Origin of the sequence: Sphingomonas sanguinis NBRC 13937 (genome assembly GCF_001591005.1) — a bacterium.
GTDB classification, from domain to species: Bacteria; Pseudomonadota; Alphaproteobacteria; order Sphingomonadales; family Sphingomonadaceae; genus Sphingomonas; species Sphingomonas sanguinis.
Genome location: NZ_BCTY01000069.1, coordinates 1 through 13,663, shown reverse-complemented (window position 1 = coordinate 13,663; position 13,663 = coordinate 1). Strand labels below are relative to the sequence as shown.

14 protein-coding genes and 1 tRNA gene are annotated in these 13,663 nt (G+C 68.4%); 10 read left to right on the top strand and 5 right to left on the bottom strand.

Features of this window, described 5'->3' with window-relative positions; genetic code table 11:
• Positions 1 to 110: 110 nt before the first annotated feature.
• Entirely contained in the window at positions 111 to 2,252 is a 2,142-nt protein-coding gene (locus tag SSA01S_RS17560; RefSeq protein WP_061781427.1) for a TonB-dependent siderophore receptor, read from the bottom strand.
• A 140-nt stretch (positions 2,253 to 2,392) separates the two neighbouring features.
• Here SSA01S_RS17560 and SSA01S_RS17555 point away from each other — a divergent pair, with 140 nt between their 5' ends.
• Entirely contained in the window at positions 2,393 to 2,797 is a 405-nt protein-coding gene (locus tag SSA01S_RS17555; RefSeq protein ID WP_061781431.1) for a DUF1489 family protein, read from the top strand.
• 36 nt (positions 2,798 to 2,833) lie between these two features.
• On the opposite strand, the gene SSA01S_RS17550 is transcribed toward SSA01S_RS17555, so the two are convergent.
• Positions 2,834 to 3,448: an ankyrin repeat domain-containing protein gene (locus tag SSA01S_RS17550; RefSeq protein ID WP_061781430.1), complete on the bottom strand. Its 615-nt coding sequence runs from the start codon at positions 3,446 to 3,448 to the stop codon at positions 2,834 to 2,836.
• A 69-nt stretch (positions 3,449 to 3,517) separates the two neighbouring features.
• Between SSA01S_RS17550 and SSA01S_RS17545 the strand changes: the two genes are divergently transcribed.
• The 3 genes from SSA01S_RS17545 to SSA01S_RS17535 are packed head-to-tail and all read left to right on the top strand — an operon-like array spanning position 3,518 to position 5,201.
• Complete coding sequence (locus SSA01S_RS17545; protein WP_061781429.1) at positions 3,518 to 4,108, top strand: SCO family protein; 591 nt, start codon at positions 3,518 to 3,520, stop codon at positions 4,106 to 4,108.
• On the top strand, positions 4,108 to 4,536 hold the full coding sequence (locus tag SSA01S_RS17540) for a YcgN family cysteine cluster protein (RefSeq protein WP_007406686.1): 429 nt from the start codon (positions 4,108 to 4,110) through the stop codon (positions 4,534 to 4,536). The genes SSA01S_RS17545 and SSA01S_RS17540 overlap by 1 nt, the downstream gene beginning before the upstream one ends.
• Positions 4,533 to 5,201, top strand: coding sequence for a M48 family metallopeptidase (locus SSA01S_RS17535; RefSeq protein ID WP_061781426.1), 669 nt, complete (start codon positions 4,533 to 4,535; stop codon positions 5,199 to 5,201). The genes SSA01S_RS17540 and SSA01S_RS17535 overlap by 4 nt, the downstream gene beginning before the upstream one ends.
• Here the strand turns inward: SSA01S_RS17535 and SSA01S_RS17530 are convergent.
• Positions 5,177 to 7,387, bottom strand: a complete 2,211-nt coding sequence (locus SSA01S_RS17530) for a transglycosylase domain-containing protein (RefSeq protein WP_082795169.1) — start codon at positions 7,385 to 7,387, stop codon at positions 5,177 to 5,179. The genes SSA01S_RS17535 and SSA01S_RS17530 overlap by 25 nt on opposite strands.
• A gap of 184 nt (positions 7,388 to 7,571) precedes the next feature.
• Between SSA01S_RS17530 and SSA01S_RS17520 the strand changes: the two genes are divergently transcribed.
• Positions 7,572 to 8,162, top strand: a complete 591-nt coding sequence (locus SSA01S_RS17520; RefSeq protein ID WP_061781423.1) for a PilZ domain-containing protein — start codon at positions 7,572 to 7,574, stop codon at positions 8,160 to 8,162.
• Positions 8,163 to 8,230: 68 nt separating this feature from the next.
• Here the strand turns inward: SSA01S_RS17520 and SSA01S_RS17515 are convergent.
• Positions 8,231 to 8,317 (bottom strand) — tRNA-Leu (locus SSA01S_RS17515).
• Between the two features lie 114 nt (positions 8,318 to 8,431).
• On the opposite strand from SSA01S_RS17515, the gene SSA01S_RS17510 reads away from it, so the two are divergent.
• Positions 8,432 to 9,802, top strand: a complete 1,371-nt coding sequence (locus SSA01S_RS17510) for an MATE family efflux transporter (protein ID WP_061781422.1) — start codon at positions 8,432 to 8,434, stop codon at positions 9,800 to 9,802.
• Between the two features lie 27 nt (positions 9,803 to 9,829).
• On the opposite strand, the gene SSA01S_RS17505 is transcribed toward SSA01S_RS17510, so the two are convergent.
• Positions 9,830 to 10,579 (bottom strand): DUF3426 domain-containing protein, encoded by a 750-nt coding sequence (locus tag SSA01S_RS17505; RefSeq protein WP_061781421.1) that lies wholly within the window; start codon positions 10,577 to 10,579, stop codon positions 9,830 to 9,832.
• Positions 10,580 to 10,736: 157 nt separating this feature from the next.
• Here SSA01S_RS17505 and ftsE point away from each other — a divergent pair, with 157 nt between their 5' ends.
• From ftsE to SSA01S_RS17485, 4 genes are read left to right on the top strand one after another with little or no spacing between them, the layout of a single operon-like run.
• Positions 10,737 to 11,474 (top strand): cell division ATP-binding protein FtsE, encoded by a 738-nt coding sequence (ftsE, locus tag SSA01S_RS17500; protein ID WP_061781420.1) that lies wholly within the window; start codon positions 10,737 to 10,739, stop codon positions 11,472 to 11,474.
• A complete protein-coding gene (locus SSA01S_RS17495; protein ID WP_061781419.1) occupies positions 11,471 to 12,370 on the top strand; it encodes a cell division protein FtsX in 900 nt (299 codons plus the stop codon). The genes ftsE and SSA01S_RS17495 overlap by 4 nt, the downstream gene beginning before the upstream one ends.
• A gap of 1 nt (position 12,371) precedes the next feature.
• Positions 12,372 to 12,905 (top strand): YdcF family protein, encoded by a 534-nt coding sequence (locus tag SSA01S_RS17490; protein WP_061781418.1) that lies wholly within the window; start codon positions 12,372 to 12,374, stop codon positions 12,903 to 12,905.
• On the top strand, positions 12,902 to 13,597 hold the full coding sequence (locus SSA01S_RS17485; RefSeq protein WP_156477916.1) for a lysophospholipid acyltransferase family protein: 696 nt from the start codon (positions 12,902 to 12,904) through the stop codon (positions 13,595 to 13,597). Before SSA01S_RS17490 ends, SSA01S_RS17485 begins: the two co-directional genes overlap by 4 nt.
• Positions 13,598 to 13,663 lie beyond the last annotated feature (66 nt).

Below are 13,663 nucleotides of genomic sequence, written 5' to 3'. Positions count from 1 at the left end.
GGGGGGGGGTGTCTCGGTCAGCGAGGTCGTTCCTCGCGAGCGGCTACACCCCTCCACCACCGCTCCGCGGCGGTCCCCCTCCCCTTGCAGGGGAGGAAGGGTTTTTCACCTCAATACCGGACCGTCACCGTGCCCAGGATCGAGCGCGGTGCGCCATAGTAACCGCCGTCGAAGGTCAACGCGGTCAGGTACTTCGCGTTGGTCAGGTTGCGCAGGTTCGCCGACAGCGCGATGCGCGGGGTGATGTCGTACTTCGCCATCAGGTCGACCAGCGCATAGCCGTCCTGCCGGACCGAGCGAGTCTGGGTATAGATCACGCTCTGATACTGGGCCGACGCACCCACTTTGAGTGCAGGCAGCGCGGGCGGCGAATAGACGATGTTGAGGCGCCCGGTGTTGCGCGGCACGAACAGGCGGGCGGGGTCGCCCTTCTGATCCTCGACCCGCATCAGCGTATAGCCGCCGGTGACCTGCACCCCCTCGGCCAGCCGTCCGCCGACCTCCAACTCGATACCTTCCGACTTGGCGTTCACCCCGCGCGAGACGAAGCGGCCATTGACGAAGCCGATGCTCTCGGCGGTGTTGTTCTGGTGGACGCGGAAGATCGCCGCGCTGGCGTTCAGCCGCCCGCCAAACCAGTCGCCCTTGATCCCGGCCTCGATATTCTTGCCGCTGACCGGGTCCAGGATACGGCCGTCCTCGCCGATCGCGTCCTGCGGATTGAAGATCGTCGTATAGCTGGCATAGGCGCTGAGCGACGGGCTCAGGTCATAGGTGACTCCCGCGAAGGGCGAGAAGCGCGTCGTATCGTAATTGGTGTCGACGTCGTAGGAAAAGCCTTTGCTGCGCGCATGGGTGACGTTGCCGCCCAGCATCAGCTTCAACGGATCGGCCAAGCTGAAGCGCACCAGGCCATAGGCGGTCTCGCGCCGGGTCTGGGTGTTCTGGCTTGATGCATAAGCGGTCGAGAAGGTTGTCGGGAAATTGACCTTGGGGAAATTCCCCTGGAACAGGTCGGGGAAGGGCAGCGTCAGGCCGACCTGCGAATAGTCATAGGACGATCCCTGCTTGTAATCCTGCGCGCTGCGGTTGACGCCGAACATTAGCTGGTGCTCGCGCCCGAACAGCGTGAAGGGGCCGGTGGCATAGGCCTCCATGGTCAGGTTGCGCGTCTGCGCGCGGAAGGCGCCGGGATAGCTCTTGATGCCCAGGAACTCGCCGGGATTGGCAGGGTCCGGAGCGATGCCGTTCGGTGCCCCGCGCACCGGATTGCCATAGACATAGAACAGCTCGTCCGCCTCGCTGGTCGCGCGGCGCACCGCGCTGATCCGGGCGACCCAGTCCCCGGCGAAGTGATGCGTCAGGTCGCCGAAGATTTGCCGGTCGATCACGTTCCAGCCCGCCCATTCGGGCGCAACATTGGTCGATCGCGGCATGTCGATGCGGGTGCCGTCGGTATAGGTCAGCGGCAGCGCGCCCCACATCGCGCCGTGACTCTGGTGATCCTGATGGCCGTAACCGCCGCTCAGCACGGTGTCGGGGCCGAGGTCCGCCTCGACCACGCCGTACCCGGTCCAGCGGCGCAAGCTGTAGCGATCCAGATAGCTGTCGGCGTCCGACAGCACCCCGACGACACGCGCACGGACATGGCCGTCCTTGGTCAGCGGTGTGCTGACATCCGCGTCCAGGCGCAGGCTGTTGAACGAGCCATACTGGACGCTCGCCGTCGCCTGCAAATCCTTGGTCGGGCGCTTGCGGACGAAGTTGATGACGGCGGACGGATTGCCGGTCGGCGACAACAGGCCCGGCGCGCCGCGCACCACCTCGATATGGTCATAGATGGCGGTGTCGATCGATCCGGTCTGGATGCCGAAAGCGAAAGGCACGCCGATGCCGTCGATCTGGAAGGTCTGGATGTCGAAGCCGCGCGCCGAATAATAGACGCGGTCGGTCTCGTTGGCCTGGACGTTGATGCCAGGCACCGTCGTCAGCAACTGGTTCACGTCGTTCAGCTGGAAATCGGTGATCTGCTGCCGCGTGACGATGCTGACCGACTGCGGCGTCTCGCGCAGGGTCAGCGGGATGCGCGTCGCGGTCGTCTGTCCATCGATCGTATAATCGTCCTTGCCCTCGGTCCGCTGGCCGGTGACGATGATCTCGTCACGCGCGGCTTGCTGCGGATCGACGGTCGGGGTGGTCGACGGTGCGGTCACGGCGGCGGCGTTCGCCACCAAGGAAATCAATAGCGTCATGAAACGGCTCCCTTTGAGGCGCCCCTATGAGCGTATTGGTGTTATTGCAAGTCAGTATCGAAATCAAAAACGGAATGGCTCAGCCATTCCACGGCGTAACTCTAGCGATCCCAGCGCTCTACCCCCACATGGGCGGCGACATGGCGCTTCATCTGACCAAGGTCGCGTTCGGGGCGGCCAGTATCGATCATCTCGCGGAACGGCTGAAGATTCGGGCGCAGGAGGGGCCGGTCTTCCTGACGACGCGCTATCTGCCCAAGCGGCATGAGGAAGTGGCGGGGCAGGGATCGCTCTTCTGGATCTTGAAGCACCAGCTGGTCGCGCGCTCGCCGATCCTGTCGTTCGGCGAGGCCGAGGGCGGGCGCTGCGCGATCCATATCGATCCCGCACTGGTGCTGGTCCAGGCCCTGCCGCGCCGCGCCCACCAGGGCTGGCGCTATCTGGAGGCGGCGGACGCGCCGCCCGACCTGAGCGGCGCGGCAGCGGGGATCGAGACGATGCCGCCGGTGCTGGTCGGCAAGCTGGTGGAACTGGGGCTGATCTGACTTTCTCCTCCCCTGTGAGGGGAGGAGAGAAGGATCTCAGAACTTCGGACCCGCCACGGCCGCGCGGGTCTTTTTCGGTGTATCGGCGAACAGCTTGGCAATGGCGGTGTTGCGCGCATCCTGCTGGGCATAGTCGCGCGCGGTGAGGCCGGCGATATTGTCGGGCTGGTCGGGATCGGCTCCGGCGGTCATCAGGTCGCGGACCATGCCGATCTCGTGGCGCTGCACGGCGCGGATCAGCGGGGTCTCGCCGCTGGAATTGCCGAGGTTCGGGTTGGCCTTGGCAGCGGTCAGGATGCGGATCATCTCGGGCTGGCCGCCCGCCACCGCCAGCAGCAGCGGCGTGTTGCCGCGCCCGTCGCGCAGGTTCGGGTCGGCGCCCTTCTGGAGCAGGAAGCGCAGATAGGTCTCGTCGCCGCGCTTGATGACGATGTGCAGCGCGCCTTCGCCGGTGCTGACGTCGCGGGTGTTGATGATGTTGGCGCCGGGCTTGTCCAGCATGTTGGTCACGTCATTGCCCTTGGCCTCGCGCACCGCTTGCAGGAATTTATAGCTTTCCGACTGCATCATCTGGGCGAGCGCCGGGGCGGCGACCGCGCCGGTCAGCGCGGAGGCCAGAAGCGCTGCGGTGAACAGGGGGCGAAAGGTCATGAAGGGCATTCCTGAATGGGGGACCATGGCTTGCAACGGGCGATTTATCACAGCAAGGCTGTCGGCGTCATGACCCGATTGCTCCTGTCCTTCCTGGCCCCGCTGGGCCTGATGCTCGCCGGTTGCGGCCCGACCCAGCCCGAGGCGAAAGCCCCGCTGGCGGGCACGAAGATCGGCGGGCCGTTCCAGCTGACCGATGGCAACGGGCGGACCGTCACCGACCGCGACTTCGCGGGCAAGTATCGCGTCCTGTATTTCGGCTATACCTTCTGCCCCGATGTCTGCCCCACCGACATGCAGGCGATCGCGGGCGGCCTGAAAATCCTCGACAAAAGCGCGCCCGCCAAGGCGGCCAAGATTGTGCCGATGTTCATCACCGTCGACCCCGACCGCGACACCGCGCCGGTGGTCGGTCGCTTCGCGGCCGCCTTCGACCGCCGCGTCGTCGGGCTGACCGGTACGCCTGCGCAGATCGATGCGGTGAAAAAGGCCTATGCCGTCTGGTCGGCCAAGGGCGACCCGTCGCCGGGCGGCGGTTATCTGGTCAACCATAGCCGCCAGGTCTATCTGATGGACCCCGATGGCCAGCCGCTGGCGCTGGTGCCCGCCGACGAGGGGCCCGAGTCGGTCGCCCGGACGCTGGACCAGTGGGTGCGCTGATGGAGCGTTTCTGGGAAAAGCCGATCGAAAGCCTCGACCGCGCCCAGTGGGAGGCGTTGTGCGACGGCTGCGGCAAATGCTGCATCCACAAGCTGGAGGATGAGGAAACCGGCGAACTGGTGCCGACCAACGTCGCCTGCCGTCTGCTCGACCGGCGCAGCGGGCAATGCTCCAATTATCGCCATCGCCGCGCCTATGTCAGCGAGTGCGTGCGGCTGACCATGGGCAATGTCCGGTCGATCGACTGGCTGCCCACCACTTGCGCCTATCGCCTGCGGGCGGCGAACGAGCCGCTGCCCGACTGGCATTACCTCGTCTGCGGCGACCGCGAGGCCGTCCACCGCGCCGGGCAATCGGTACGCGGCTGGACGATCAGCGAGGACGATGCGGGCGATTTCGAAAACCATATCGTGGACCGAGAATTGTGATCGACGAAGTCGTCCGTCATCCGACTGCCAAGACCATCCGCCTCAGCATCGACCCGGCCACCGGCACCGCGCGGCTGGTGGTGCCCAAGCGCGCCGGGCTGAAAAAGGCGCTCGCCTGGGCCGAGGACAAGAAGGAGTGGATCGCCGAGCAGCGCGCGCGCCTGCCGCGACCCCGGCCATTCGTGCCGGGCTGCGAGATTCCCTTCGGCGACGTGACGCTGTTCCTCGAATGGGTCGAGGGGCGCGCGCGGGTGATCCAGCGCGAGGGCGACCGGCTGATCGCCTCGGGCCCGCTGGAGACGCTGGGCCGCCGGGTCGAGGCGTGGCTGAAACGCCAGGCACTGGAGATTCTGGCGCGCGAGACGGCGGAGGTCGCGCGGGCGGCCGGGGTGCTGGTGTCGAAGGTCAGCGTCGCCGATCCCAAGGCGCGCTGGGGCAGCTGTGCCTCGACCGGCGCGATCCGCTATAGCTGGCGGCTGGTCCTGGCGCCCGACTTCGTCCGCCGGGCGACGGTGGCGCATGAGGTCGCGCACCGTGTCCATATGAACCACGCGCCGGCCTTTCACGCGCTCGTCGCGACGCTGCTGGGCGAAGACCCCGTGCCCGCCACCGCCTGGCTGCGGCAGCATGGCGCGCAGCTTCACTGGTTCGGGCGGTCGTCCTGACGCTCGCCCTGGCGGTCACGGGGTAGGCCGCGCGGCGGCGTGTTCGACCGCCCCTCGCGCGGGGTCGCGCCGTTGCCGCGCCCGGTCACCCGGTCGATCCACGCCTGGTCCAGCCGCTGTTGCGGTGCGGCGGGCGGGACGGGCGCCGGTTGCGGCTGACCGGCACCACCCGGCTGCTGGAGCGGGGCGGGGGTGCCAGGTTCGCGGCGAGTCGGGATTTCCACCGCCTCGCTGCCGTCCTCGGGGGCGACCGCCGTGGGCGAGGGCAGCGGATTGCCATCGGCATCGACCGCCGCGACGCCATTGTCGGGCTCGCCGAAATAGCTCTCCTCATCGGGCTCCAACTGCCATTCGGGCAGGGTGACCTGGGTCTCGAACTGCTCGATCGGACGGTTGGCGACGGCGATCTTCATATAGTCGGCAAAGGCCTTGGCGGGCGCGGTGCCGCCATGCAGCCCGGCGACCGGCTTGCCATTGTCGCGACCCATCCAGACGCCGGTGGTGATCCCGCTGGAGAAGCCCAGGAACCAGCCGTCCTTGGAACTGCTGGTCGTGCCGGTCTTGCCCGCGACCGGCCGCCCGATCTGCGCGGCGCGGCCGGTGCCGGTATTGACCGCGGTCTGGAGCAGGTCGGTCATCTGCGCGGCGACATAGGGCGCGACCAGCACCCGGCTGCGGTCGACCTCATGGGTGTAGATGGTCTGGCCGTTGGCGGTCACCTTGGTGATGCCATAGGGGGTCACCTTCACGCCCTTGTTCGCGACGCTGGCAAAGGCGCTGACCATGTCGATGACATGCACCTCCGACGTGCCCAGCACCATCGAGGGGTGGGTGTTGACCGGCGTGGTGATGCCGAAGCGGCGGGCCATGTCGGCGACCGTCTGGAAGCCCACCTCCTGGCCCAGCTTCGCCGCCACCGTGTTCAGCGAATAGGCAAAGGCGGTGCGAAGCGAGACACTGCCCGAATTACGGCGCGAATCGTTGCGCGGGCTCCAGCCGTCGATCGTGACCGGTTCGTCGACCACCTGGTCCTCGGGCTTGTGGCCCGCCTCCAGCGCGGCGAGATAGACGAACAGCTTGAACGCCGATCCCGGCTGGCGGACCGCCGTCGTCGCGCGGTTATAGTTGGTGGAGACGTAATCCAGGCCACCCACCATCGCCCGCACTGCGCCGTCGCGGTCCAGGCTGACCAGCGCGCCTTGCGTTCCCGGCGGGGCATCGGCGCGGATCGCGCTGTCGGCGGCGCGCTGCATACCCAGGTCGAGCGTGGTCCACACGTCGAGGGGGGCGCTCTGCTCGTCAATCAGCAGGTCGAGCTGCGGCAGCGCCCAGTCGGTGAAGTAGCGGACCGAATTCTGCTTGGGCTCGGGCGCCAGCTTCAGCGCCTGGGGATTGGCATCGGCGGCCTGTGCGGCGGTGATGAAGCCGTTGCGCTCCATCTGCTCGATGACCACGCCCGCACGGCCGACGGCGGCCTCGGCATCGGCGGTCGGCGAATAGTTGGAGGGGGCCTTGACCAGACCCGCGATCACCGCCGCTTCCGATAGGCTCAGATGCTCGGCGCCGTGGCCGAAGAACTTCCGGGACGCGGCATCGATGCCGTACGCGCCGCCGCCATAATAGACCTTGTTCAGGTACAGCTCGAGAATCTGGTTCTTCGAGAATTTCAGCTCCATCGCCAGCGCCAGGATCGCCTCGCGGAACTTACGGCCGAACTTCTTCTGGTTGTTCAGGAAGATGGTGCGCGTGATCTGCTGGGTGATGGTCGAGCCGCCCTGCTTCCACCGGCCCTTTTCCAGGCGGACCTGGACCGATCGGGCGATGCCGATGGGGTCGACGCCGGGATGCTCGCGGAACCGGCGATCCTCGACCGCGATGGTCGCGTCGCGCATGACCAGCGGAATCTTGTCGTAGGACAGCCACTCGCCATAGCTCGGCCCGAGCGAGACGATGACCGATCCGTCGGCGGCGTGGACGCGAATCATCTGCCCGTTGGGCGAGGATTTCAGCTCCTCGAAGCTGGGCAGCTGCGACTTGGCGACGAAGACCGCGATGGCCAGCGCGCCGACTGCCAGCACGGCCAGGCCGATCAGGATCTGCAGGGTTACGACGATCCGGCGCCGCCAGGGAGAGCGGGGCTTGGAGGAGCGGGGCCGGGTGGACCGGGAAGACGACGCGCGAGGCATGAGACGGCTCGCGAATTACAGGGCTTTGAACATGACCACAAGCGGCCGATGCCTCAGCGCCGCTGACCGGGTGATGAACCGATGTTGCACACGCGCAAAGTTGTTAATTTTTTAGAGGTGTTGCGCTAGTACCCGGGAAGACGCCGGATATCGCATGGGGGCGATCTTGGCCGAAAGGACGGGAATGGAGCAGGTCGAACAGCAGCAGGGGACGTCCGCCGAGCGGCGGTCGGGCCAGCGGCACTCGGCCGTCCTCCTGCTGGGCAAGGTCTGCGGCGACGTTCCCGGCGTGTGCCTGGTCCACAATATCTCGGCCAACGGCCTGATGGCGCGATTCGTCGATGTGCCCCGCGTCGGCGATTCGCTGTCCGTCGAAGTGCGCGGCCTGGGCCCGGTGCACGGCACGGTCCGCTGGGTGAAGGGCCAGAAGGCGGGCGTGCAGTTCGATTCGCCGCAGCCCTATCAAAGTATCTTCTCGACCGAGAATGAGGACGGCACGATCCCGCGGCCGCCACGCTTCCCGGTCACACTGTCGGCCGATGTCCGGTTGGGCGACCGCAAATTCACCGCCGCGATGATCGACGTCTCGGCCGGTGGCGCCAAGCTGGAGGCGGCGGGCGCGGTCCAGCCCGGCTTGGCGGGGCATATCGTCGTGCGGCCGCTGGGCACCGCGATTTCGGGCACCATCTGCTGGGTAAAGGACGGGCGTTTCGGTTTCCGCTTCGTCTCGCCGCTGCCCATCGACACGCTGGCGGCGATCGTCGGCCTGCGCTGACGGCACGGGCGCGCGGACGAGCGCCCCGGGGGCGTTCGCCGTCAGATGTCGGATTGTTCTGAATGATCTGGTGCGGTCGAGAAGACTCGAACTTCCACGGCCTTTCGGCCACAACGACCTCAACGTTGCGCGTCTACCAATTCCGCCACGACCGCACTCGATAGTCACCACCGGCAAGCCGGAGGGCTGGTAGGCGGGTGCCCCTAGCAAAGCGATCGGGGCAGCGCAATGCCTTTCGTCCGTCCTTTATCCGCCCTAGGGCAAAAGCCATGACGCCATCCCTCCGCCCCGACCCCGTTTCCGCCAAGGGCGAGGCGCGTCGGCTGCTCGGTCTGGCCTGGCCGGTGATGCTGACCAGCCTCAACTGGACGATCCTGCACGTCACCGACGTGATCGTCGTCGGGCGGGTCGGCGAGCATGAGGTGGCAGCGCTCTCGGCCAGCCGGTCGCTGACCTATATCGCCATCGTCACCGGCCTGGCCTGGCTGTCGGGCGTGCTGGTGCGCGCGTCGCGGGCGGACGGGGCGGGGGATTTGCCCGCGACCGGCCAGGCGTTGCGCGACGGGATGGTGCTGGGGCTGATGCTGGGCATCGCCGCGATGCTGATCCTGGGGCTGGGCGCAGCAAGTCTGCTCGCCGGGATCGGCGTTGCGCCCGCGTTGGTCGAGCCGGGTGCGCGGGTCGTGGCGGTCATGGCACTGGGTTATCCGTTCCAGATGGTGATGATCGCCGCCAGTTTCTTTCTGGAAGGGATCAGCCGCCCAAGCCGGGTGACGATGGTCAATCTGTCGATCCTGCCGATCAATGCGCTGCTCGCCTGGGCGCTGGCGGGGGGCGAGTTGGGCCTGCCCGCGCTCGGCGCGGTCGGCGCGGCGCTGGCCACCGTCATCGCCTCCGCCATCGGCGCGGTCGCGATGGTCGCCAGCGCGATGCGGCTGCCGCGCGGCGGACAGCGCGGCGTGCGGCGGCTGGACCGCGCCGCCTGGACCCCGACGCTGGCGGGAGCGGTCAGCCTGGCACGGTTCGGGTTCGTGCCCGCTATCGCTTCCGGCCTGGAGCTGGCCGGGTTCGCCATCCTGATCGCGCTGTCGACCCGGCTGGGCGATGCGACCGCGCATGGCTTTCAGATCGTGTTCTCGCTCCACAACGTCACCTTCGCGCTGGCGATCGGGCTGGGATCGGCGGCGGGCGTGCGCGCGGGCAACGCGGTGGGCGAGGGCGCGGCGGGAGCGGCGGTGCCGCGCACCCTGCTGGCGCTGGCCATGGTCGTGTTGACCATGGGGCTGTGCAGCCTGTTGCTCTGGACCCTGCCCCAGGCGGTGGTCGGCCTGTTTCCCGCCCTGCCCGAGGCGCGGATGGCGGCGGTGGCGATGCTGATGATCTGGGCGCCGTTCATCCTGTTCGACGGGATTCAGGTGGTGCTGGTCTATGCGCTGCGGTCGCTGAACGATCAGGTCGCGGCGGGGATCAACAGCATCGTCGCCTATTTCCTGGTCACCGGCGGGCTGGGCTGGTGGCTGGTGTCGGAGGGGTGGGGGGCGGCGGCGCTCGGTTGGGCCTCCGGGATCGGGATGCTGGTCGCGGCAGTACTCCACGGCGCGCGGTTCGCCATCGTCGCGCGGCGGCTGCGGCGGGAATAACCCCAGGCGAGGGTCAGGCGACGGCGATCAGTTCGCCGCCGCGCCCTCGCCCGCGAAGCTCAGGTCCAGCCGCTTGGAGCTGGGCGGTACGTCCAGCTTGGCCGAGTTGAAGTCGATCGACGCGCCCGGGCCCAGCGTCCGCTGCTGCGGCGCGATCGCCCAGGAAAAGACAACACGACCCTGCGCATCCTTCAACTCGGCGCGAAGATCGGGCACGCGCTGCGCGCTGGACGACGGATTGATGATCTGGCCCGAAATGGCAAAGAGTTCCGAGCCGTTTTCCAGCTCACGCCGCTCGATCGGGTTGGAGCGTAGCTCCAGTGCCGATTCGGTGTTGCCCAGGCCCAGCCAGCCGCCGATGCCGGGCATCCCCGTCCACATGATCGCCGCCGTCGCGAGCAGCAGCAGCAGGCAGGCGGCGACCGCCCCGATCGTCCAGCGGCGCACCGGGTTGCGGCGCGCGCGGAAGGGCGGGCGATGGGCAAAGGCGTCGAAGCCCGCATCGTCCTGGGTCAGGATCGGCGGCGCAGGTGGCGGCACGATGACCGGCGGCGGCGGGGGCGGCGGTTCGGCGAAAACGCTGTCCGCCGCCGCGTCGACCGGGGCCGTATCGGCCGCGACTGCCACGGGGGGCAGGGGCAGTTCGGGTTCCGGCTCGGGCGGGGATTGGAACCAGCTGTGCCGGCAATGGGCGCAGCGCACGGTCCGCCCCTCCAGCCCGATCGCGCTGTCGGGCACCAGATAGCGGGTGCGGCACTCGGGACATTCGAGGATCATGCGGACAGGCACTTCAACCGACGGGACAGGTCACAGACGGACAGGCCCTTCGATCCAGGCCCCCCCGCCGGGCCAGTAAGCACGCCGCCCCTAGGCGTGGCAAGCGTGAAGCGTGGAACTTGAAGCGCGCGCCCGCCCATGCCAAGGCCGGTCGGGCATGGCGAACATCGTCCAGTTCGAGAATGTCGGCCTTCGCTATGGCGCGGGCGAGGAAACCCTGTGCGACGTCAGCTTCACGTTGCGATCGGGCCAATTCTATTTTCTGACCGGGGCCAGCGGCGCAGGCAAGACCTCTCTCCTGCGGCTGCTCTATCTGTCGCAGCGGCCCAGCCGGGGTATCATCCGCCTGTTCGGCGAGGATGCGGTGATCCTGCCGCGCGACCGGCTGCCCGGCTTTCGGCGGCGCATCGGGGTGGTGTTCCAGGATTTCCGGCTGATCCCGCATCTGTCGGCCGCCGACAATATTGCGCTCCCTTTACGGGTTGCGGGCATGGCGGAGGGCGAAATCGCGCGCGCGGTGCGCGAGATGCTGGCCTGGATCGGCCTGTCCGAGCGGGCGGGGGCGCGCCCCGCGACCCTGTCGGGCGGCGAGCAGCAGCGGGTGGCCATCGCCCGCGCGGTCATCGCGCGCCCCGAATTGCTGGTCGCCGACGAACCGACGGGCAATGTCGACCCGGCCATGGCGGAGCGGTTGCTCCACCTGTTCAACTCGCTCCACCGGCTGGGCACGACGGTGGTGATGGCGACGCATGACTGGCATTTGATCGAGCGGATTCCGGGTGCGCATCACCTGCATCTGGAACGGGGGCGTCTGGTGGACCCCGATCCCCTGCCACCGACCCGGCCCATACCATCCGAGGCGCGGCCCTCGACGATCGTGCGGAGCGGCCTGTGACGCGGGCCACCCCGAAGCGCAGCACGGGGGCGGAGGCGCGGGCGCTCGACGATGGCGGCGGCGCGCATGTCATGAGCTGGGTCATCGCGATCATGCTGTTCCTGACCCTCTTGTCGGGCGCGGCGGGGCTTGCGACCGCGCGGGCGGCGGGCGCGCTCGACCGGCAGATGGCGGGGCGGCTGACCGTGCAGATCGTCGAGGGCGAGACGCAGCGCCGCGATGCCGCCGCTGCGCAGGTGCTGCGGGTCTTGCGCAGCCTGCCCGACGTCACCCGCGCGACCCCGGTGCCGCAGGCTGAGCTGGCCCGGATGCTGCAGCCCTGGCTCGGCACCGATGCGCAAGCCGCCGGACTGCCCGTGCCCGCGCTGATCGATGTCGACCTGACCAGCGATGCGAGCGCCGCGATCGCGCGCGTCTCGGCGGCGGCGAGCCGGGCCAGCCCCGCCGTGCGGGTCGATGCGCATGCCACCTGGCTGGGGCCGGTCGGGCGGCTGCTTGACACCGCCGCCTGGCTGGCCGGGGCGATCATTCTGCTGATGCTGACCGCCACGACCGCCGTCGTGATGCTGGCGGCGCGCGCCGGGCTGGAGGCGCATCGCGGCACGATCGAGGTCATCCATATGCTCGGCGCAACCGACCGGCAGGTGGCGCGCCTGTTCCAGCGGCGCATCGCGCTCGACGCCGGGATCGGCGCGGTGGCGGGCAGCGTGATCGCGGGCGGCGCCATCCTGCTCATCGCGCGGCAGGTTGGGGCGCTCGATTCCGAATTGCTGGGCGGTATGCGGCTGGGCGTGGCGGATATGGGCGCGCTGATCGCCTTGCCCTTCGGCTTCGTATTGCTGGCGGTGGTCGCGGCGCGCCATGCGGTGCTGCGCCAGATGCGGCGGGTGCTCTGAGATGCTGCGGCTGATCGGTCTGGCGGCGCTTGCCTGGTGCCTGGGGTTCGCGGCCTTCATGCTGAGCCTGCCCCATCCGCTGGAGAACAACACCACCGATGCGATCGTGGTGCCGACCGGCGGGCCGGGGCGGATCGATCGCGGCATCGCCCTCATCCAGGCGCATCAGGCCAAGCGGATGCTGGTCACCGGCGTCGCGCCCGGCGTGCGGCCGATCGACCTGGCGCGCACCTATCACACCTCGCCCAGGCTGTTCGCCTGCTGCATCGACCTGGGCGGCGAGGCGGTCGATACCCGCTCCAACGCCGAGGAGACGGCGAACTGGGTGCGCGAGCATGGCTATCGCACCGTGCGGCTGGTCACCTCCGACTGGCACCTGCCGCGCGCCAGGATGGAGCTGCGCGCGGTGCTGGGCAACCAGGTGGTGGTGCTGGGCGACGGCGTGCCGTCGGAGCCGCGCCTGGGCACGCTGATCAACGAATATAACAAGCTGATCCTGCGCCGGATCGCGCTTTGGACGGGAGTGGGGGCGTGATCCTGTTTCGCAACATCGTCTTCGTGGCGATCTTCTATCCGATATCGGCGGTGATGGCGCTGCTGTCGCCGCTGATCGCGGTCGGCGGGCGTCATGCGGTGATCCACTGGGCGACGACCTGGACGCGCTTCCACCGCATCTGCACGCGCTGGATCTTGGGTATCCGGGTGCGGGTGGAGGGCACGCGGCCGACCACCCCGGCGCTCTACCCCGCCAAGCACCAGGCGATGTTCGAGACGATGGAGCTGCAACGTATCCTGGGCGCACCCGCCATGGTGCTGAAGCGCGAACTGGCCAATATCCCGCTCTGGGGCTGGGCGGTGCGCAAATATGGCGCGATCGTGGTTGACCGCTCGGCCTCGGCGAAGGCGATGCGCGGCATGATGCGCGACGCGCAAGTGGCGGTGAAGCAGGGCCGCGCGATCATGATCTTCCCCGAAGGCACGCGGGTAAAGCCTGGCGAGACGCCGCCGCTGAAACCCGGCTTTGCGGGGCTTTACCGGATGCTGAACCTGCCGGTGGTGCCGGTCGCGACCGATTCGGGGCTGGTCTGGCCGCGAAAGGGCCTGAAGCGGCCGGGGGTGGTGACGCTGCGCTTCGGCGAGGTGATCCCGCCGGGGCTTCCCCGGGCCGAAGCAGAGGCGCGGGTGCACGCGGCGATGAATGCGCTTGAGAAACTTCCTCCCCTGTAAGGGGAGGTGGCAGGGCGTAAGCCGTGACGGAGGGGGGCTTCCACGCAGGTCGTCCCCTGCGGTCAT